Below are 19,697 nucleotides of genomic sequence, written 5' to 3'. Positions count from 1 at the left end.
GTTTCCAGCTATAAGCTCTACGCAATTCATTTGCCACAGATAATACACGATTTTAGGGGACAGCATGAAGCGTACCGCCTTTTTCATTTCCGATGGCACCGGGATTACCGCCGAAGCTTTAGGGCGCAGCCTGCTGGCACAATTTGAAGGTATCCAGTTTGAGCTGATCACCCAGCCTTACATCAATACTGCCGAAAAAGCTCACCAGTTGGTGCAACTGATCAACAAAACGTCCGAAGAAGAGGGTGCGCGCCCTCTGTTGATCGATACCATCGTCGATCAGTCGATTCGCGATATTATCAGCCACAGCAACGCCATGAACATTGATGTCTTTTCCACATTTCTGGCTCCTCTGGAAGAGGAACTGGGTGCTCATTCCAGCTATACGGTCGGCAAAACCCACGCCCTGACCAAGGAAAAAGAAGACACCTACAAGGCAAGAATCGACTCAGTGCACTATGCGCTGGACAACGACGACGGTGCACGCACCCACCACTACGACAAGGCGGACCTGATTCTGGTCGGCGTTTCCCGTTGCGGCAAAACCCCCACCTGCATCTACATGGCCCTGCAGTTTGGTGTGCGCGCCGCCAACTACCCGATCACCGAAGACGACCTCCTGGACAGCGAACTGCCCAAGGCTCTGCGCCCCTACCGCCACAAAATCTTTGGCTTAACCATTGAACCCGAACGCCTGGCCTCCATCCGCCATGAGCGCCGCCCTGATAGCAAATACTCTTCCCTGAAACAATGCACCCGGGAAGTTGAGGAAGTGGAAAACCTCTACCGCCGCCACAACATCGGCCATATTGATTCCACCCACTACTCCATCGAAGAAATCTCCACCCGCATCCTGGCCTTGGCCGGGATCGAAAGAAGGTTTTCGCCACGGTAGAGAAAAGCAACACTTATGTTGTGTTTTGCTGCCAAGGTTGTACACTGCAAACGTGGAAAAGTGAAAGAGGACTTTCATGAAATACAGTGAATTCAGGCGTTGGCTGATAGCTCAAGGTGTAGAGCTGGAGCCTGGAAAAGGTAGCCATTTCAAAGCCACCTATATGGGAAGAAAAACTGTAGTTCCCTACCATGGCAGCAAAGAAATCAGCGAACCTTTGAGAAAAAGCATTATAAAACAGCTCGGTCTCAAGGATTAATGCCAATTTACAAAGCAATGAAGTTCTCAATAGGAAAGCAAAAGGTGCAGAATGTATAACTATCCAGTAATTGTTCATCAAAATGATAGTTCAGGTTGCTGGCTAAGCTGTCCAGACATTCCTGAGTTCCATGGAGCAGGCGATACTCTTGAAGAGGCTCTGATAGATGCTACAGATGGCATGGAAACTGCTTTGTCATTCTATCAGGACAATCGACGCCCAATCCCCCACGCATCAAAACCTGCGGAAAGCCAGCCTGTTGTCTACCTTCCACTACTGACTTTAGCGAAAATCGAGCTTTGGAACACTCTTTTGGAACAAGGTCTACGCAAAGCCGACCTTGCCCGCAAGCTGGATGTGCACCCACCTCAGATAGATAGGCTTCTGGATTTACTGCACAGCTCCAAAATTGAACAGGTCGAAAATGCTTTAATGGCACTTGGGAAACGCTTTGACCTGGAGGTTAAGGCTGCCTGAAGCAATATTCCTTTCATATGCTTATAATAGTTTTTCAGGGGTTATTATCCAAGCTATCTCAAAGAGACTGTTTGTCTATACAGTTTTCTATATAAATACCTTTTAGACTTTTCGCAAGCAAAACTTTCTGGTTTTCATTGCAGATCTGGGAAGGTTTAAAAGTATAGCTAGAAACCTTAAACATGGTGATCTTAAGTTAAAAATCACGGTACAAATAACTCTTTATTTAGTGTTTTGGTTTTGGGCTTTAATTCCCAGATCTTTCCTTTTTGAAACTACTTCGTAACCAAACTGACGGTATCTTGGACTTATTTGACCTGCAGAAAAAAGATGACCAATAAGTTTCTGGAAGTACTTAATGGCCCTTTCATCATCTTTTATCCTTAAGTTTGAATAATATGGCATTTTATTAAAAAGATTGGATATTTCGTTCCTTTGAGTCCTTTTAAGATCAATTTCGTTTGACTTAACCACGACACCAGTAATAACTTTTTCAGTGTTTTTTCCATATGTTCTAAATTTGTGACAACGATAGCCCCTCGCTCTTTTAAGATATCCTTCCACATAACTCAAGAAATGCTTTGGAATAAAACCGCCTGAGAATGTCAGATCATCAACATATAAACTAAAAACAATATCCCTGGATTTCGAATAAATATTTATATGATCAAAAACAGGAGCATTTACAACAAAGCAAAGGCTTTGACTTAGAGGGCTCCCGGTTGGAACATGATTATTCACAGTACAGATTTTTTCGAGCGTATCAGCCACATCATTAGAACATTTAAATATTTTTCTGAATGCCTTCTTTACTATTTCGGAAGAAGTTGATGGATAGAATTTACTTATATCAACTTTTGCTACAGCGACATCTCTAGCATGTAGTTTTGCATTATACACATGTGACCGACCTTTAACGCCAGAAACCAAGTAATCTGGAGTTTCTATTCGAATAAGAAGGTTGTTTATTCGGTTATGGACACGCAGCAATTGACTTTTTGGGATTTGAATAGACCTTCCGTTTTTAGTGCTCCCAAACTTATAGTTTTTCCCTCCACGAGCGACAATGCTCTTTAATGTAGAAAGGTTGATATTAAGTATTTTTGCAAGAGTTTTTTGATTAGATAGCTTGTAAAGTGGACTTTGATTAATTGGATATTTATTTTTTTTCTTCATTGAAAGACACCATCCAGAGGCCGATTTCAAGGTATCCATTCAAAAAATTTAATGCAAATAATCGAAAAGCTTCAAATATAAAAAACTTTCTAGTCGATTTAGAAAAAATAATATTCAATATCCTGAAATCAATATTTAGTATGTCCGAGTAAGCTTTAATAAGCGAATTGGCAGGAGGCAAGCCAGCTCCTTCTGTTGCCAAGACTTGATTTCTAGTCATATTAGATCTAGCTGCCAAGTCATCCACAGATAAACCAAGGGTACACCTTAAGTTCCGAAAAAAATTATCACTCATAGCAGCAATCCATTTATATAGAAGGTTGTATGCCCGCGGGTGATGCTGGATAGAAGGCCTACCCTACGGGCAATGCTATACCTGCTGTGGAAAGCAGAACAATGATCAACAGCTTCAATATCCAAGCGAGGATTGAACCAATCACTAAGAATATTAACTTGATCATGATAGGGTGCTGTAAAAAACGCCCTATCTTGCCAACACATCGTCTTCCAAAAGCCTTTAAACGTTTCAGCATAAATGCACCTCTCTTGGTTACGTTCACCGCTAATTCGATGAACTCACAGAGTAACCAGAGTAAAACGCCTGGGAATTGTCGGAAGACTTTACCCGCGAACCAACCTGCTCGTCTCACAGACGAGCGATCCGGGCGACGATAGTCGTATTGTAGCGCGAGCGCCTCACCGGATCAGGCAGAGTTCACACTCCACGAAGCATTACCGCTTCTAATTTAAGCAAAGCTATTCTGTGATACTTCCCATTGATAAAGGCAGTTAAATCTTATCACAATAATTCTTCGTGTCAAACATCACATGCAAAGGTCCAATAAAACAACAAAATACAAAGTAACCAGTTGATTTTAAAGACAAGAATAATGAGGCTCTATTGCCCATCATTCCAGTTACTTTGTTACCAATGAAAATAGCCATCACTCCGGATGGCTGCTGGTCAGAATGGGCAAAAGGCCATCGCAGGAGGTTAGGGCATCATTGCAGTTAATGACGATATCCGACCGGGCCAGCAGGTAGCCTTTGCCGGTGATTTTGTTCTTCACCACAGTTTGACCGTTTTCTTCCCCCAGGCTGGTGTAGGTGCCGATAAAGCCAGTGTTGCGCAGGGATACGGTTTCCAGCTTGTCACCCGGTTGGATTTTTCCTTCGTACTGCATCAGGGCCAGACGGGCGGAGGTACCGGTGCCGGTGGTGCTGCGGCAGATCACGCCGGGGTGAACATAGGTCGCTGAACGGGAGCGGTAAAAATGCCGGCTGACCTGTTCAACCGGCCCCATAAAGTGCAGAAAAGGCAGGGGGCCAACATCGCCCAGAGTATAGTGGGAAAAACCTCTTTCTGCCTGAATGGCTTCGACGATGGCATAGGCTGTTTTTGCCAGACGCCTTTCCTCTGAAGCTTCCAGAACAAAACCCAGATCCTTGGCCTCCACCAGGGCATAAAAACCACCGCTATAAGCCACGCTATAGGTGACTTCGCCCAGGTTGGGCACATCCACCTTGGCCTTGTAGGTATGAATGTAGCTGGGCAACCCCTCACAGGTAATGGCCTCCACCACTCCATCATGAACCCGGGCTTCAATCTGCACCAGGCCCGCCGGAGCTTCCAGATTGAATGTCTGGGTACCTTCTTTTTTGGGTATGAAACCGCCCTCCAACAAGGCAGTTGCCGTACAGATGGTGTTGGAACCGGAGTAGATGGGATAACCCATTACCTCCATGATGATATAACCCCATTCAGCCTTGGGGTCTGTGGCAGGAACGATCAGATCCACGGACATTTCCGGGATACCATAGGGTTCTTCCAACAGCAGGCGGCGTAAACCATCCATATCATCGCGCAGATACTCCATCTGCTGGCGAACCGTCTGGCCCGGCAAGGGGTCAATACCGCCCGTCACTATGCGACTGACATCACCACCAGCATGAGTATCCATCAATTTCAGGGTCAGTTCCTGCGGCATAAAAACTCCTGGGTCAGAATTTCAGGTCAGAGCGAAGGGTTGGCCCTGTTCATCCCATTGGCTATCGGGCACGATGACAATCTTGCCCAGATAGTTGCTGTTGCGATTAATAAAATACTCTTCGGCCTGGTGCAATTCAGAAAGCTTGAAAGCTGCATGCAGAACCGGCTTGAGCTGCCCTGACCGAATCCATTCCACCAACTGCTCGGCTTCTTCGCGAGTTCCGTGGGAAACCCCGAAAATCTGCACCTGGTACAGATAGATCCGCGTCCACATGATTTCCGTCAGATTGCCACCACTGGCCCCGGCTATACTCAAACGCGGATAAGTAGTGCGCTGATTCATATCAAAAATCATGGTGTCGATAAAGGCATCCGTCATTTCACCACCGACCAGATCCATCACCGCATCAATCGGTCTACCTTCGGTGACCGCCTTGACTTTCTCAGTGAAATCTTCCATATCAGAGCGATCCAATACCGCTTCAGCCCCCAGCTTCAACAAGGCTTCTGCCTTGTCCTTTTTGCTCAGAGCATAGGGAATGGCTCCAACAATCCGGCACAGCTGGATCAAAGCCGTACCCACACCACCACTGGCACCGGAAACCAGCACCCTTTCTCCGGCCTTGATGCCTGCCGAAGTCATCATGTGATAGGCCGTCTGATAGGAACACATCCCCATCGCCGCCAGCTCGGCATCAGCCAGCTCAGGGTTTTGCACCTCATGAAATTGATCGGAAGGCAGAACCACATACTCGGCAAAACCACCATCTGCACCATGACCGTAATAATCCGGCGTCAGATTGATATCCCTGCGCTCATTCGCATAAATATTGAAATCCAGCAAACCACGCTGGCCGATACGCTCCTCAGAAACCCCCTCGCCCACTGCGACAACACGACCGGCAATATCGGCCCCCTGAATACGCGGGAAAGTCAGGGTCGGCGAGCCGCCCATCTGAAAAGAAGTCACTTCGCCCTTGTCTTTCGTGGGATACAGCCCCTCGCGGGCCTTACGATCGGTATTATTCTTCGCGGTGGCTGTTACCTGCACCAGCACCTGACCTTTGCCGGGCTGGGGAACAGGGACATCCGTTTTGTAAACCAGTTGATCGACACCACCGTGGCCCATCAACTGCACTGCGGCCATGGTTTGGGGAAGATGGGAAACCTGCTTCTCTGTCACTAACGTTTCTCCTTTTCATTGGCTGCACGTTTTTCAATAATTTTTTCCAGACGAAACTGAATCCGCTCCAGCTCTCTCAAACCTTCTTCATTCAACAAAAAATCCTGCTTGTGCCGATCCATCTGTCTCTTCCCGGCCCAGAAGTTGCCTTCCAGATCCAGAAGCTGTTCGCGTATTTCATTCACCTCAGGGGCATGGTAATAAGGCTGGGAAAGCCCATAAGTCCAGGCTTTTTCATCAAGCTGACCAGCACGCGCCTGACGCACCAGATGCAAGAGCTTCTCCGGCCTCTGACGAAAGCTGTGCCGACCCACATAAAGCATCAGCAGTGAAAAGGCCACCACCGCCAGAAAAGCCAAAAAAAAAGTCAGCATTAGTGCCTCCAAGGGCTGGTATGATCTGAAAAGGTAGTTGCAGCATAGTTGACCCCTGGGCAAGCATACAAATTCCAGGCTTTGTTGATATACTTTGCACAAACTTGCAAAAGGACTGAATGCCATGAACAAACTGCCCCGCCTCAGACGCTACTTTTCCCTGCTCACCTGGCTACTGCCCCTATTGCTGCTCCTGCTTCTGGCGGGATGTGGGGATGAAGAGGAAGGCTCGACAGGTGATCCCGGTACTCTGGAAAGGGTCTGGAGTTATTCCGTTATTCAAGGTTGTGGGAGCTGCCATGGCCCCCAAGGCTCAAATTCACTTAGTGACGGCCCTGATTTAACTACAAAAAATTTGTTCAGAAGTCAGTTGGTCAGTAAAAACCTTGATGATTATCCAGACTGGAGAGATGGGCTTTCTGATGCTCCCACAGACGTGTGTGCAACTGGCGCTGATTATTACATCGTTCCATCGTCACCAAATCACTCATATCTACTGGATGCACTTATTGCTTCAGACTCCAGGTGTTCTGGTACAGCAGGCTATCACTCCACTCAAAACGTAAATATTTCAGCAGATCTCAAAGAAGATCTCACGAGTTGGATCGAAAACGGTGCTAACCCCTAACTAATAGCCCAAAAAGCCTGCAAACTCGCGGCAAGGTTGTCTGCGGCAAGCGGAGTAGGGATAACGCAGCGCACTGCTTGAGGTATCAGGACGTCGAATGCAGTGAAAGCAGACAACCTTGCTCAGCGAGTGGACTCTGAAGCTCCCGGAAAGCCTCTGACTATTTTTGATTGAAAGGACAACACATGACTGAGGGTGCGACTAAGCCCGTGCGCAGCAAAAAGCGTTGGCTACTCTGGCTGCTGGTGGTTTTACTGCTGATCCCTTTTGTATTGCTGGCGGCCAGTTATGGTCTGCTGCGTTCTTCCCTTTTGCAGTCCCAGATCTGGCCCCGTATTCAGCCGATCATCGCCGAACAAAGCGGTTTTCAGGTGGAGCTGGACGAATTGCGCGTGGATCTGCTGGGCCAGCTTTTGGTTCGCAAAGTCAGCATCACCAATATCGAACCCCAGGCTGAGTTCTGCGAAGACCTCAACCTCACCCTTCAGCACCTGGAAGTGCGTTTCAACCCCTGGGCACTGCTATCCAACAGCCTGGAAGTAGAAAAGGTGGCAGTCGAGGATCTTGACGTTGCCGGTTGCCTGCTGGTGGAACTGCCCGAAACCGCTGAACCTGAGACCCCAACCGAAACCGCTGATCCCCGTGAAGCCCTGGCCGAAATCACGGAAATCCTGAACAACCCCCCACTGGACATCCATCTGCAACAACTGCAGCTGAAAAACATCCGTGCTGATCTCCAGGTGCAGATCCCAGCTTTGGCCATGCAGGCCCACTGGGCCGGGCAATTGGATCTGGAAACCTCCCTGCAGTGGACTGAAAACCGCCTGGCCGGACACCTGAACACCCAACTGCAATCCCTGGCCCCCCTGACTGCCAAGCAACAGGGCAAGGAATCCCTGGATCTGCACCTGCTCCCTCAGCTGAATGCCAATCTGGGCTGGGAGTTGCAGCGCTCCAGCCCCTGGCGACTGGAATTAACCCCCCTGGAAATGGATCTGCAACTGGCCGATCTCCAGGTTGAGCTGGACTCCCAAAACCTGCAACTTTCCGCCGACTGGCCTGATTACCAACTGAATATCGCCCAGGGCGGTCGTTTCAGCCTGCTGCTGGATGAAAACTGGCCACTGGATCTACACCTGGTGGTTTCCAGCCAGCTACCTGAAGGACAGTTAAAACTGAAGGCCGAAGACCTGAATCTGGAAACGGCCTTTCATCACGGCCTGCGCCTGGAAGCATTGGGTCAGTTGGAACTGCTCAACCCCGATCTGAACCAGCTGCAGATGGAAGTCGCCAGCGGCCAGGGGCTGAGCAACTTGCAATTACTGGCTGCAGGCCAGCCCCTGTCACTGGATGCCCTGGAAGCCACCTTTCAGGCTGGCAGCTATGGCGAAGACTTGAATGAATCCGCTGCAGATGGTGACTTTCTGCTGGGCATGCAACTGGATATCCGCCAACTGGCGACAGACCCCCTTCTTCAACCCGTGGATCTGACACCCAGTCTGCAACTCCAGGTACGTCAGGATCTATCCTCAGCACAGATGAGCAGTCAGTTGCTGTTCGAGGGTTTATCGCTGCTGGAGCTGAACCTGGGCCTGGATAACCAGCCGGATGAACTTCAGGTCAGCCCGAGTTTACAGGTAAAAGTTCCTCTGGCCCTGCAAGACTACCTGGCCGAAGCCGCTGAACTGCAACAGGTCGGGGAACTCACCCTGAACCTGGATGGACAGAGCCTATGGCAGCATGGTCAGGCCAATCTTATGCACGCGGATTGGAGCAGGCTGCCCTGGGGTGAAGTCAGCAACCATCTGAACTTCAAATTGACCCAGCAACAGGCCCCAACAGAAGGCCTGCAACTGACCGGGCCTCTGAACCTGGTTCTGGATCAATACAGCCAACTGGACAGGGGGCAACATCAGGTGGCTCTGGCGCTGCAATCCGCTGGATTCATGCATCCTCCGCTGCTGCGCCCTCTGCCGCTGGATCTCAGCCTGCAACTGGCGGGTGATGAAGCCCTGAAGGATCTGAGCACTCAGGGCAAGCTACGCCTGAACCATCAGGATTTTCTGGACTGGACCCTGACTCTGGCCAACCAGCCCCAGGTAAGTGACCTTCAGGGCCGGATTGAACTCCAGGCACAGCCGGAGTGGCAGGTGTTTATGGCCGAACTGGCAGAACTGGAAGCTCTCGGCCCAATCCGTCTGCAACAGGGCTTTGATCTGGCCCTGAAGCACCCCTGGGCCAGCCCACTGGATGTTGACCCCAAACACCTGGATCTTGCCCAGTTGCAGTTGCAGGGTGATCTTTCCACCCGAATCGAACAGCTGAATCCGCTGACAGACGCTGAATTCACACTGGTGGAGCCTCTGCAGATTCAGCAGCAACTCAACTGGTCCAGCCGTGAAGCCTCTTTGAACACTCAGGTTCAGCTCGCCGAGGTGCGCCTGCCTGAAGACCTGACGCTCAAAGGCCTGCTACTCAACCTGCAAGCCAAAGCCAACTCCGGCCTGGAGCCGACCCGGGCCAGCCTTGACCTGCAGTTGGAGCAGGAAGAAATCAACCTGCCCGATCAAGCACGCCTTGAGCAACTGGCTCTGCAACTGGGTCTGGTTGTCGATCTGCTGGACGAACAGCTGGCTTCTGACCTTTCCCTGACCCTGGATGCTGGCCTCTTACAGGTTGAGCTTCCCGAAGAGGAACAACCTCTGGAACTGACGGATCTGGTGTTTCCCTTCACCCTGAACAGCCGCGCTCAGGCTGATCTCAACGCAGAAAACCTCAATCTGGAAAACCTGAAGCTGACTCTGGGTGATGCCTGGATGAGCCAGGAATTAAGTGGGCAGGCCAACTTTTCAGGCCAGAGCCTGCTCCTGGACGGAACCACCCTAATTCGTTTGAGAGATGACCTCTTAACCCCCTTTACAGGCCCCATGCAAGGCAGCGGTCAGTTACGCCTGCCCTGGTCTATCAGCCTGGTGGATTCCACCCAGCTCTCCCTGCAGGCCAAAGCTGAATTTGAGAATTTAAGCCTGCAACTGCCGGAAATGGGCATTCAGGGTATGCAAGGCCAGATCCGTATTCAGGAAGATCTGCAACTCCTGGAGAAAGAACGTCTCAGCTTCCGTTATCTGCTGACCCCGGATGCCTTCCAGCGCGTGGATTTCAACCGTGTGGAACCCTGGCTGGACGGTCGCCAGGATTTCAGTATTGAAAAACTGCAAATGAATGACCTGCAACTGGGGCCGCTGGAAGCCACCCTGCCTATCCAACAGAACCTGATCCGTCTGCAAGATTTCAGCCTGGCTGCGCTGGGCGGTGAAGTGGCCGGGCAATTCTATCTCGACGTCAACCCGGCAGGCTGGCGCCTGGGTCTGCTCAGTCGTGTCAGCCGGATAGATCTGCGCAAGCTGCTGCCGGAGACTCTGGCAGAAACCCGCTACTCACCCGTCAATGCCCGCACCGCCCTGGAATTTGATTTCTCCCAACGCCTGGTGGAAGGCCGGGTGGATCTGACCGACATCAACCGGACCCAGTTGCTGCAAATCCTGGATATTATCGACCCGGATCACCGTGATCCACAGCTGGCCACCGCGCGTTCCGGTTTGCGAGCGGCCCATCCCCGCTGGGTGCGGGTGGAGATGCAAAATGGCCTGATGGATCTGACCCTCAGTCTGTCCCTGTTCAGTGATCCCATCCGGGTGCGCAACCTGCCCTTATCCCCGCTGATTGAACGCTTTGCTGAAGAAGCCCTGATGCTGCCCGACTTATTACCTCTGGAGTCTGCCCCATGAAACCTCTTGCCGCCCTTGTTCTTGTTCTGGCCAGCCTTGGCCTGACCGGTTGTGCCAATTTTTTAAACTCCCTGGTGCCGGATGTTTACCTGGTGGATCGCCACACCGTGATGGAAGCCGATGCTGCAGGCGACTGGCCCGAGCTGGAACAGCGCCTGAGGTCGGATCTCAACACCGGCCCCCAGCCTTTTACAGGCCTGAATGAACGTCTGGAGGAAGACACGGCCCTGCGGCTGCTGGATGATGAATATGCCACCACGGATGACCAGCCTTAAGGGGGCATTTGTATGAGAAAAATTGCCTTTACCGCTCTGGTTAGCCTGCTGGCCCTGCCGGTTCATGCCAACCCGCCTGACTGGCGCAACAATCAACTGCTGCTGCCGGAAAAAATCACTGTGGGGCCTTCGGATAATTATCAGGCCCGACCGGATATCAACAACCAACGCCTGTTTTACACCCGTCATCAAAGCCTGGTGTCCCAGGTGGTTCAGCAGAACCTGGAAACCGGACGCACGCGTGAGCTGCTGCCACCCGATCATGATGCCAAGGACCCGGCCCTGTCACCGGATGGGCGCCGCCTTGCTCTGACCAGCTACCGCGGCAATGCCCTGGGATCGGTCTGTGTCCTGCCTCTGCAGGGTGAAGATCCCCAACTGAATTGTCTGACAGCGGATGGGCAACGCGCCTGGTTGCCTTTCTGGGTGGATGCTTCCACCCTGGGCTACCTGCGCCGTGCCGCAACCGGCCGCGATCAGGAACTGGTTTTGCATTCATTGTCGTCAGGCCAGCAACAGGTTCTGTTGCAAGGCCAGCTTTCCGCCCCATCCGTGAGCTCTGATGGACGTTACCTGCTTTTTCAGCGCCGGGGAGAACAACAGGGTCTGTATGTTTATGATCTGGAGAACCAACAGGAAACCGGCCCCCTGCCCCTGGATTTACCCGGATTGAGCAGCTATGCGCTCTACAACCCCGAGGATGGCTACCTCTACTTCAGTCATTTTCTGAGTGATACCAGCGGTGACCAGCAAATTGATGGTGAAGATCACAGTGTCATCTTTCGCATCCGTCTGGAGAGGCTGCTTGAAAGTGACCGGCCTTTACTGCCCGAGCAACTGACTTCCGTCGCCCACAACTGTAACTTCCCGGCTCTGGGCGGTCAGCAGCTTTATATGACCTGCGCTTATGAAGGATCACTGGACACCTATCGTCTGCCCCTGAGCGGCCAGCTACCTGAGCACTGGCAGGAAGAGGATCTGCGTGAAGCAGACAGCGTCGCCAGCCACTATGCTGAACGCCTGCTGCTGCTCAATAACCTGCGTTATCGCCAGGGTTCCACTTCTCAAGCCATGTTGGAAAAACTGCTCGCCAATCACCTGGAAATGGGGGAATTGACAGCCGCATCCCATTTCACACGGCAACTACAAGAACGCTCCGAAGAAGACTCGGTTTCTGCGCATTTTTACAGTAATTTGCAACTTTTACTGCAACTTAAAGCAGAAAAGCAACTCCAGCCTTCCGGGCAACTAACTTCCGCTTACCAAGGCCAACTGGAGCAGGCCCGCAAGGCTTTGCAGCCCAGCCCCCAGGCTGAAGAAACTGCGGTTTTCCGCGCCTGGATCAACTGGTTGGGGTTGAATACACAGGAAGCCAGAAATACCCTGAGCAACAGCCCTGAATTGCCCCTGCCACTCGCTCATTATTTGCAGATTCAACTGGATCTGGAACTCGCAGAAACGGCGTCACAAACACGGCAAGCCTTGCTGGCAGCGACCGGCAACCCCGTCATTGCCTCGGATGCGCGGGTTTTTTATGCCTTTCAATACCTGCAACTGCTGAGTCGCCAAGCCCTTGACCAACAAGCCCATATCCAGCAGTTACAGAGAGTCCGGAAGAACGTCTCTGACGAGCGGGTTCTGGCCCTTTTGGATAATGAAATCAGCCTCTTGCAACTGGCTGCAGCCAGCGAGCGTAGCGAGGAAAGAGCCCTTTACCAGACCATCAGTGGGCGATTGCGCGACTACAGTGACCAACCCCAGATGCACAGGGCTTTGCACATCCGTGCAATTCAGCGCATGGGGCTGGCGGAAAGATACGACTTCATGGAGTTGATGTCGCGCCATTGGCTGACCACAACCAATATTCGCCATGTCGGTTTTGCAGCTGCAGCCGGGCAATATGCCACCATCAATCTCAACCGGGGTTATGGGGCCTGGTCTCAGGAAGAAAACAACACCGCCCTGAATACTTTTTACAGCGTCTTGCGTCAGACCAGCGACCTGGAAGCGCTCTACAATCTGTTGAGACTGGGGCTTGCAGAGTCCAGCGAACCAGCGCTGAAAGAGCGGATGCAGCGCCTTTATGAACAACTGCTGGCCGAAGACCTCCTGGGCAACAATCAGCTTTATGCTGAAGCCTTGAGGCCTTTGCTGACCCAGCCAAATCCGGATATGGAAACCTTGCAGGCCTCGGCTGAAAAGCTACAGAAACTGGAAGTGAGCGGGCTGGACTCAGGAGTGCGCGACCTGCTTCTGGGTTACCTCTACCACCGTCAACTCCTGGCGACCCAGGAAGGCTATAACCGCGATCAGGATCTGGCTCAACAGGCCCATCACCACTACATGCTGGGTCTGGATCTGGCTTATCGTAATCCGAGAGTGGAAGCCGCCGTGCTGGAAAACCTGGGACAGCTGCATTTTCAACTGGGCAACCACGGTCTGGCTGCGGAGTTTTTGGGTCAACGCCTGGCATTGCCCTGGTTGAACAGGGAGCAACAGCTCTGGTTGCACTGGCGCTATGCCCGTGCCCTCTATTACAGCAACCGTTATCCCGCGGCTTCCCGACAGGCAGAAGAAGCTCTGGCCCTGGGTCAGCAACTGGAACACCCGGAAACACCGGCCCTGCAGGAAAGAGCGGCTTTTTATGCTCTGCAGGCCCAGGATTTCCCGCGTGCTACCGAACACTATGAGAGCCTGCTGAACAGCAAGCGGTTAACCGGCAATAATGCTGTTAAGGCGCAGTTTTCCCTGGCTTATGCCTACTTCCAACTGGATCAGTCTGAAAAGGCCCGCAAGGCTTTTACAGAGGTTCTGCAGGCCCTGCCCCAGGCCAGCCCGGTGGCTGCTCGCAATGATCGTCTGGCCAGCTTCCAGCCCCAGCGCCTGGAAGTACAAAGCTACGGCTTTCTGTCACGGCTGGCCGCAACGGCACCGCAACGCCTGGAGTGGTTGGAAAAGCGTCTTGCCTTGCTGCAAAAGATGCACAGTGAGGATCGACGCTATTCGCTGGATGAGCTGAGTCGATTCAGTCTGATCATTCAGACCCGCCTGCAAAAAGCCGAGCAGCTGGAGGTCCTTGACCCAGTTGCCAGTGCAGAGGAGATGCGCAGAGTATTGCAGGAGCTGGCAAACTATCAGGAGGCCGGTGGCCCTCTGGGCAGTCAGCCGGTACTCCAGAGCCTTTACAATTATCTGACTCTGGGGGCCTATCACCCCCAGGCCTTTGCTCAAGAGCCCCAGGCGCTGAAAGAGCTATTGGAAGCCACCCTGGATGAACTGCATCTGGAGCTCTATATGCCGCCGGTCAATCATGCTCAGCGCTTGAAGCTGCAGTTGCTGCATCGTTTTTATCAGGCACGGAGGCAGGAAAACCCTGAGCCACAAGCCCTTGAGCAACAACTGCAGGAGTTGGAAGCCACTGAAGCCTGGCAGAGCCTGGCCCTGACCCGACCAGATTTACTGGAGGAACTCAACCAGTTGGCGACAGGTATCCGCCAGCTAACTGACCGCTAAAGCTTGTTGCTCAAGCGATAACGCATCCAGCAACACCAGCAACTGCTCCTGGTATTCCACCAGGGCCTTGACTGCAGGCCAGGTTTTACGGGCCTGCATCAGCTCAGGCAGGGCATAGAGCTGTGTTGCGGGCAGCTCTACAAATTCAACCTCACCATGAAAGCGCAAATACCAGCCCCCCGAGGGGGTTTTCAGGGTCATCAACTGCTGTTGGGATGGGGCTGGTGGCTGGGGCCAAAGACGGGCAGCATCCACAACCCCGGTGGCTGCCTCACTGCTGCGAAAGGCGTGGCAGCCCAGCACCCAGCGGGATTCCAAAGCCAGAGTTTGCCGCCCTTGATGCAGGAGCACCAGAGGCAGGCTGAGCTGCTGCAAATCCCTCTCCCCGGTCATCCCAGGCCGTCCTGGTAATCAGCAAACACCTTTTCAATATCCAGCACGGCCACCGCTTTTCCGGAAAAATCCACCAGAGCAGCCACATAGGGTTGCAGGGATTCCGGCAGGCTTTCCGGCGGATTTTGCAACTGGCTGAGAGGCAAATCCACAACATCCAGAAGCTCATCCACGCGAATGCCACTGTGCATCCCACTGGCTTGTCCCAACAGGATGGAGCCCGACACCACTTCCTGGGGGGTGGGTAAATCCAACAGGCTGTGCAGCAGAATCACGGACTCAATATCACCCCGGACATTGATCACTCCCTGCACGGAAGGCGGCATGCCCGGTACATAAAACAGGCGCTCATCACCCGGCAGCACCTCCTTGATAAACTGGCCGCGAAAGGCAAAATACTTGCCACCCAGAGCAAAAATCACCAGCTTAACAGTGGGCTCGTCAACATCCACCACTTCATTGGCTGCTTCACGCTTGAGTGCCAATAGCTCATCAACACTTGTCTGACTCATAGTTCGTCATCCAGCATGATTTGATTACGCCCCTTGTCTTTGGCTTGATAAAGGGCCTTATCAGCGGCAATCCGCAATTCCTCCGCACGGGTGTGAACCGGAAAACTGCTGATCCCGGCACTGAAGGTACAGTTGAATTCTTTATCCCCGGAACTGAAACGAATCCGGGAAAAATCCTCCCTGAGTTGATCAATCAGCTTCATGGCCACTTCAGAGGTGACGTCCTTGAGCAGAATGGCAAACTCCTCACCCCCGTAACGCCCGACAATATCGTTGGTGCGCAGCCGATGGCGAAGAATGCGGGACAAGGCCAGCAGTACCTGGTCACCGGCCACATGCCCATAGGTGTCATTGACATCTTTAAAGCGATCCAGATCCAGCATCACCATACACAGGCTTTCCTGCTTGCGCTTGGCCTGGGAGAGAGCCGCTTCGATCAGCTCCGTGGTGGTGGTGTGGTTATACAAGCCGGTGAGGCTGTCCCTGACCATCAGCGAGCGCAGGGAACGCATGCGTTCGGCCCGCAAGGCCACCGCAGCCACCAGTTCTTCAGGAATAACGGGCTTGGTAATAAACCCTTCGACCCCCACCTGCATGGCTGAGAACTGCTTTTGTCGATCGGTTTCGCTGGACAGATAAACAATCGGCAGGCTGAGATATTCCGGCAGTTGGCGAATCAGGGCCGAGAGCTCCAGACCGGTGCATTCGGGCATGTAAACATCCAGCAGCACCAGGTCGGGCCGGAATTCCTGAAGCGTGGCCAGCACATTGGCAGGCCGGGAAAGCTGGTGCACCAGCATACCGGCCTCTTCCAGTATCAGGCTGTGGTACTGGGCCACTTCCGGTTCATCATCAACAATCAGAATGCGGTAGGGTTCAAAAGGCTCATCGCTCATCACCTCATCCAGAGCTGCGGCCAGCTCCAATGGCTTGGCAGGCTTGGTGAAGTAGGATTGGCATCCGGCTCGAACCGCACTCAAACGTGCTTCAAAGTCATCGCGTCCGGAAAGTACAATCGCCGGGAGCTGCTGGCCGGTTACTTTCTGGATTTCAGCCAGAGCATCCGTGCCTGCCGTCCCCCCCTGGGGAAAGCGGACGTCCATGATCACCGCGTCAGGCCGCTTGTTAACCACCGCCTGATCAAAATCTTCAGTTTCGGTAAAATGCTCAACCTGGTAGCCAAAACACCGTAACTGGTAGCTTAAATGCGTGACCTGTTCCAACTCATCATCACAGATATAAACCAGTCTTTGTTGGCTTTGTTTGACGGTTTCATCCGGGTGCCCCTCATTCATCTCAAAGAAAGGCGTTTGCAAAGGATGGTCATTGCGCAGGTCGGTATACACCAGGATTTGTGCCTGGGAAGCCAGTTCCTGCAACAAGCCGATCATCTGATCGGGCCAACCTGGCGGAGTGCTCTCATCCGGCAGATCCAGCAGCTGCTGAGTGTAATCCTCGGCATCTCCGGCAATACTGGCCAGCTCATTAAAACCAAAAGAATAGCCCGTGCCTTTTAGGCTGTGAAAGGTGCGGTGAAGCTCAACAGCAGCCACCCTGTTCATGCAGGGGTCAGCCTTGAGCAAGCTCAATTGTTGCTGGGCTTCTTCCAGGCGCTTGGGCAACTGAGCAATAAAACTTGCCCTGAGCCTGGCGATCTTCTCCTGCAGGGTGGATTGAGTTGAATTCATTACAGACTCCGTAAAATTAACACTGATCACTGACCGCCAAGAACATCACGAACAATACCAGGCAGACTTTCATCCAGGCTGAAGTCCTTCATGATGCAGGCATTCAGGCCGCTTTCCTGCTGGCGCGCTGCTTCCGGATCATCACCGGTCAGAAGAATAAAGGGCAAGGTGTTGCCCTGTTGGCGTATTTCCCGGAAAAACTCGATGCCATTCACCAGAGGCATGTTCATGTCACTGATAATCAGGCCGATCTCAGGATGCTCATTGAGCTTTTCCATACCTTCGGGTGCGTTTTCAGCCACCAGTGGCTGATGCCCCATTTCTTCCACAACAGCGACAATCATTTCTCCGGCCAGGGCATCATCATCCACAACTAAAACCTGCATAGTTTACTCCTGCTTGTTCTTGTTAAGAGGCTTCATCAGCCCAGTAATAGTTTTAAAGTTTCAACGAGGCTGCTTTGATCAAAACTGCCTTTGACAATGTAGGCATCTGCGCCGACCTCCAGGCCCCGACGGCGATCACTTTCTTTTTCACGTGAGGTAATAATGATGATCGGGCGATTCTTATAACGCTCCTGTTCACGCAGGCGCGCGGTCAGGGTGAAGCCGTCCATGACCGGCATTTCCACGTCCGTCAGCACGGCATCAAAGTCTTCCAGCAGTGCCTTTTCCAGACCATCCTGACCATGCTCTGCCAGAGTGACCTGATAGCCATAAGCTTCCAGCACATCCTTTTCAATTTCACGGGTATTCAGGGAATCATCAACCACCAGCACCTTGTTGGCCTGCTGACCCTGCTGAACCCTGACTCCGGTGGCTGTTTTGGTCTTGCGTGAGCGCTCCAGCAGGTGGGGCACATGTAGAAGGCTGACCAGCTCATTGTGGCCGGTGGTCACCATGCCTGAAATCAGGGGTTGGCGACGCAGATGCTCAGGCAGCTGTTTGATCACCAGGTCACGCTCGTCAATCAACTCATCCACCACCAGGGCCAGTTTTTCATGCTGAACCTGAGTCACCAGGAGCAGGAGTTCATCCGCTGATTTTTTGATTTTGGCCGGTTTTTCCGGCAGATGAATCAATTCGCTCAGTGACATGACGGGAACAAACTCATTGCGCAGAATGATGGCATTGCGTTCCGCCACCCTCATCATGGCATCGCTCTTCACTCTCACCAGTTCACTAATGTACTGCGCGGTGAAACCCAGTTTCTGGCCCTCCACCTCCACCAACAGAACCCGCATGAGTGCCAGTGACAGGGGCAAACGCAAACTCAAACGGCTGCCTTTTCCGGGTCGGCTGTGGACTCTGAGAGTACCCTGCAGGCTGTCCACCACCGAGCTTTTGACCACATCCATCCCCACCCCACGACCGGAAATTTCAGTAATCATGGCGCTGGTGGAAAAACCGGGCAGAAAGATCAGATCCATGATTTCCTGGTCACTCAAGGCATCCAGTTGTTCCGGTGTCATCAATTCTTTCTGCAAAACCTTATCCCGGATGGCCTGCAGGGAAATACCACGACCGTCATCACGCACCTCAATGACCACCCAGCTGCCATCCTGCCAGGCACTCAGGGTGATCTGACCCTGGGCAGGCTTGCCCAGCGCTTCGCGTTCCTGGGGTGTTTCCACACCGTGATCCAGGGCGTTGCGCAGCAGGTGGATCACCGGATCAGCCAGTTGATCAATCATCTGGCGATCCAGTTCTATTTCTGCCCCGATAACCCGACATTCGACCTGCTTACCCAGGGATCGTGCCATTTCCCGAACCAGACGCCCTGCAGAATCAAAGATGGTGGTCAGGGGGAGCATGCGCAGCTGCAGGGCTTTGTCGTGCAGTTCCTGCATGAGGGATTCCTGGATTTGCACTCCGTCACGCAGTTCGCGATTGAACAAATCCAGATCATTCAGCCAGCGGGAACTGGCCAGGCTGGCATCCTGCTTGAGTTGCCGGGAATCCTTGACCAGCTCGCGCATGTGAGCATGGCTGGAGACGATTTCTCCCATCAGTTTGATCAACTCATCCAGGCGGGTCAGCTTGATACGCACACTGTCGCTGGTTTTGAGGCTGGCTTCCTTGACCGGTGCGGGTGCCTTGTCCGACTCCGCCTGGGTGCTCTGACTCTCTGGGGTTGCCGGTGCTTGCTGCCCCTCGGCGGCTTGGGTCAGGGCCTGACAGAGAGCCGTGTCCCGATCAGGCAGGCAGGTCGGATCCTGGTGTTCGGCCAGTTGGTCAACCAGGCTGGTCAGGTGATCCAGAGCCTGGTAAAGCAAACTTGAATGCCGGGTGCTCTCAAAGGCCAGCTTACCCTCGCGCAGAGCACTCAGCAGGTCTTCCAGCGCATGGGCTGTCTCGGTAATCGGGACCAGCTTGAGCATCCGGGAGGAGCCCTTGAGGGTGTGTGCCGATCGAAACAGGCTATTGACCTGCTCGGTGTCCGCCTGACCCTGTTCCAGAAGGGCAACCCCTTCATTGAGCAGTTGCAGGTGCTCCCGGGCTTCATCAATAAAACGCAATACAAAACGGGTGATATCCAGCGCCATG

General features: G+C 52.7%; 17 protein-coding genes. 7 read left to right on the top strand and 10 right to left on the bottom strand.

The genetic code is table 11. The annotated features are described in order from the left end of the window. The first annotated feature begins 64 nt into the window (after nt 1-64). The 3 genes from LG323_RS02670 (at nt 65) to LG323_RS02660 (ending at nt 1,631) form a co-directional block, all read left to right on the top strand. Nucleotides 65-895, top strand: coding sequence for a pyruvate, water dikinase regulatory protein (locus LG323_RS02670; protein WP_310696269.1), 831 nt, complete (start codon nt 65-67; stop codon nt 893-895). A 76-nt stretch (nt 896-971) separates the two neighbouring features. After that, entirely contained in the window at nt 972-1,154 is a 183-nt protein-coding gene (locus LG323_RS02665) for a type II toxin-antitoxin system HicA family toxin (RefSeq protein ID WP_404418801.1), read from the top strand. Nucleotides 1,155-1,205: 51 nt separating this feature from the next. After that, the gene (locus tag LG323_RS02660) at nt 1,206-1,631 is read left to right on the top strand and encodes a type II toxin-antitoxin system HicB family antitoxin (protein WP_404418799.1); all 426 of its coding nucleotides are present in this window, start codon (nt 1,206-1,208) and stop codon (nt 1,629-1,631) included. Between the two features lie 222 nt (nt 1,632-1,853). Here LG323_RS02660 and LG323_RS02655 read toward each other — a convergent pair whose 3' ends face one another. The 5 genes from LG323_RS02655 to LG323_RS02635 form a co-directional block, all read right to left on the bottom strand. Then, nucleotides 1,854-2,807, bottom strand: a complete 954-nt coding sequence (locus LG323_RS02655) for a reverse transcriptase family protein (RefSeq protein WP_404418797.1) — start codon at nt 2,805-2,807, stop codon at nt 1,854-1,856. Further along, nucleotides 2,791-3,102, bottom strand: coding sequence for a helix-turn-helix domain-containing protein (locus LG323_RS02650; protein ID WP_404418795.1), 312 nt, complete (start codon nt 3,100-3,102; stop codon nt 2,791-2,793). Before LG323_RS02650 ends, LG323_RS02655 begins: the two co-directional genes overlap by 17 nt. A gap of 649 nt (nt 3,103-3,751) precedes the next feature. After that, nucleotides 3,752-4,795 carry a proline racemase family protein gene (locus tag LG323_RS02645; protein WP_404418793.1) on the bottom strand — a complete coding sequence of 348 codons (1,044 nt, stop codon included), beginning with the start codon at nt 4,793-4,795 and terminating at the stop codon, nt 3,752-3,754. Nucleotides 4,796-4,816: 21 nt separating this feature from the next. Further along, entirely contained in the window at nt 4,817-5,944 is a 1,128-nt protein-coding gene (locus LG323_RS02640) for a zinc-binding dehydrogenase (RefSeq protein ID WP_404420102.1), read from the bottom strand. Between the two features lie 35 nt (nt 5,945-5,979). Beyond that, on the bottom strand, nt 5,980-6,354 hold the full coding sequence (locus tag LG323_RS02635) for a hypothetical protein (protein ID WP_404418791.1): 375 nt from the start codon (nt 6,352-6,354) through the stop codon (nt 5,980-5,982). Nucleotides 6,355-6,478: 124 nt separating this feature from the next. On the opposite strand from LG323_RS02635, the gene LG323_RS02630 reads away from it, so the two are divergent. The 4 genes from LG323_RS02630 to LG323_RS02615 all read left to right on the top strand — a co-directional run bounded on the left by LG323_RS02630 (nt 6,479) and on the right by LG323_RS02615 (nt 14,558). Further along, a complete protein-coding gene (locus tag LG323_RS02630) occupies nt 6,479-6,982 on the top strand; it encodes a hypothetical protein (RefSeq protein WP_404418789.1) in 504 nt (167 codons plus the stop codon). Between the two features lie 185 nt (nt 6,983-7,167). Then, nucleotides 7,168-10,770: a hypothetical protein gene (locus LG323_RS02625; RefSeq protein WP_404418788.1), complete on the top strand. Its 3,603-nt coding sequence runs from the start codon at nt 7,168-7,170 to the stop codon at nt 10,768-10,770. Next, nucleotides 10,767-11,045 (top strand): hypothetical protein, encoded by a 279-nt coding sequence (locus LG323_RS02620; protein WP_404418786.1) that lies wholly within the window; start codon nt 10,767-10,769, stop codon nt 11,043-11,045. Before LG323_RS02625 ends, LG323_RS02620 begins: the two co-directional genes overlap by 4 nt. A 12-nt stretch (nt 11,046-11,057) precedes the next feature. Then, the gene (locus LG323_RS02615) at nt 11,058-14,558 is read left to right on the top strand and encodes a hypothetical protein (protein ID WP_404418784.1); all 3,501 of its coding nucleotides are present in this window, start codon (nt 11,058-11,060) and stop codon (nt 14,556-14,558) included. Here the strand turns inward: LG323_RS02615 and LG323_RS02610 are convergent. Genes LG323_RS02610 through LG323_RS02590 form a run of 5 tightly spaced genes read right to left on the bottom strand, consistent with a single transcriptional unit; the run spans nt 14,544 to nt 19,696 of the window. Beyond that, nucleotides 14,544-14,951 (bottom strand): hypothetical protein, encoded by a 408-nt coding sequence (locus LG323_RS02610; RefSeq protein ID WP_404418782.1) that lies wholly within the window; start codon nt 14,949-14,951, stop codon nt 14,544-14,546. The two genes, LG323_RS02615 and LG323_RS02610, sit on opposite strands and share 15 nt — an antisense overlap. Beyond that, entirely contained in the window at nt 14,948-15,463 is a 516-nt protein-coding gene (locus LG323_RS02605) for a chemotaxis protein CheW (protein ID WP_404418780.1), read from the bottom strand. The genes LG323_RS02610 and LG323_RS02605 overlap by 4 nt, the downstream gene beginning before the upstream one ends. Continuing rightward, on the bottom strand, nt 15,460-17,151 hold the full coding sequence (locus LG323_RS02600) for a diguanylate cyclase (RefSeq protein WP_404418778.1): 1,692 nt from the start codon (nt 17,149-17,151) through the stop codon (nt 15,460-15,462). The genes LG323_RS02605 and LG323_RS02600 overlap by 4 nt, the downstream gene beginning before the upstream one ends. 26 nt (nt 17,152-17,177) lie before the next feature. After that, nucleotides 17,178-17,537 carry a response regulator gene (locus LG323_RS02595; protein ID WP_404418776.1) on the bottom strand — a complete coding sequence of 120 codons (360 nt, stop codon included), beginning with the start codon at nt 17,535-17,537 and terminating at the stop codon, nt 17,178-17,180. 35 nt (nt 17,538-17,572) lie between these two features. Beyond that, a complete protein-coding gene (locus LG323_RS02590) occupies nt 17,573-19,696 on the bottom strand; it encodes a response regulator (protein WP_404418774.1) in 2,124 nt (707 codons plus the stop codon). Between the last annotated feature and the right edge of the window lies 1 nt (nt 19,697).

Origin of the sequence: Marinospirillum sp. (assembly GCF_044810985.1) — a bacterium.
GTDB lineage: Bacteria > Pseudomonadota > Gammaproteobacteria > Pseudomonadales > Halomonadaceae > Marinospirillum.
This window is presented reverse-complemented; position numbering and strand designations above follow the sequence as displayed.

What these genes read in the sequence shown, in the direction of transcription:
- LG323_RS02670 (WP_310696269.1), top strand. Translation starts at nt 65, where the DNA reads ATGAAGCGTACCGCCTTTTTCATTTCCGATGGCACCGGGATTACCGCC.
- LG323_RS02650 (WP_404418795.1), bottom strand. Translation starts at nt 3,102, where the DNA reads ATGAGTGATAATTTTTTTCGGAACTTAAGGTGTACCCTTGGTTTATCT.
- LG323_RS02610 (WP_404418782.1), bottom strand. Translation starts at nt 14,951, where the DNA reads ATGACCGGGGAGAGGGATTTGCAGCAGCTCAGCCTGCCTCTGGTGCTC.
- LG323_RS02665 (WP_404418801.1), top strand. Translation starts at nt 972, where the DNA reads ATGAAATACAGTGAATTCAGGCGTTGGCTGATAGCTCAAGGTGTAGAG.
- LG323_RS02595 (WP_404418776.1), bottom strand. Translation starts at nt 17,537, where the DNA reads ATGCAGGTTTTAGTTGTGGATGATGATGCCCTGGCCGGAGAAATGATT.
- LG323_RS02645 (WP_404418793.1), bottom strand. Translation starts at nt 4,795, where the DNA reads ATGCCGCAGGAACTGACCCTGAAATTGATGGATACTCATGCTGGTGGT.
- LG323_RS02635 (WP_404418791.1), bottom strand. Translation starts at nt 6,354, where the DNA reads ATGCTGACTTTTTTTTTGGCTTTTCTGGCGGTGGTGGCCTTTTCACTG.
- LG323_RS02605 (WP_404418780.1), bottom strand. Translation starts at nt 15,463, where the DNA reads ATGAGTCAGACAAGTGTTGATGAGCTATTGGCACTCAAGCGTGAAGCA.
- LG323_RS02660 (WP_404418799.1), top strand. Translation starts at nt 1,206, where the DNA reads ATGTATAACTATCCAGTAATTGTTCATCAAAATGATAGTTCAGGTTGC.
- LG323_RS02620 (WP_404418786.1), top strand. Translation starts at nt 10,767, where the DNA reads ATGAAACCTCTTGCCGCCCTTGTTCTTGTTCTGGCCAGCCTTGGCCTG.
- LG323_RS02600 (WP_404418778.1), bottom strand. Translation starts at nt 17,151, where the DNA reads ATGAATTCAACTCAATCCACCCTGCAGGAGAAGATCGCCAGGCTCAGG.
- LG323_RS02640 (WP_404420102.1), bottom strand. Translation starts at nt 5,944, where the DNA reads ATGGCCGCAGTGCAGTTGATGGGCCACGGTGGTGTCGATCAACTGGTT.
- LG323_RS02630 (WP_404418789.1), top strand. Translation starts at nt 6,479, where the DNA reads ATGAACAAACTGCCCCGCCTCAGACGCTACTTTTCCCTGCTCACCTGG.
- LG323_RS02625 (WP_404418788.1), top strand. Translation starts at nt 7,168, where the DNA reads ATGACTGAGGGTGCGACTAAGCCCGTGCGCAGCAAAAAGCGTTGGCTA.
- LG323_RS02655 (WP_404418797.1), bottom strand. Translation starts at nt 2,807, where the DNA reads ATGAAGAAAAAAAATAAATATCCAATTAATCAAAGTCCACTTTACAAG.
- LG323_RS02615 (WP_404418784.1), top strand. Translation starts at nt 11,058, where the DNA reads ATGAGAAAAATTGCCTTTACCGCTCTGGTTAGCCTGCTGGCCCTGCCG.
- LG323_RS02590 (WP_404418774.1), bottom strand. Translation starts at nt 19,696, where the DNA reads ATGGCGCTGGATATCACCCGTTTTGTATTGCGTTTTATTGATGAAGCC.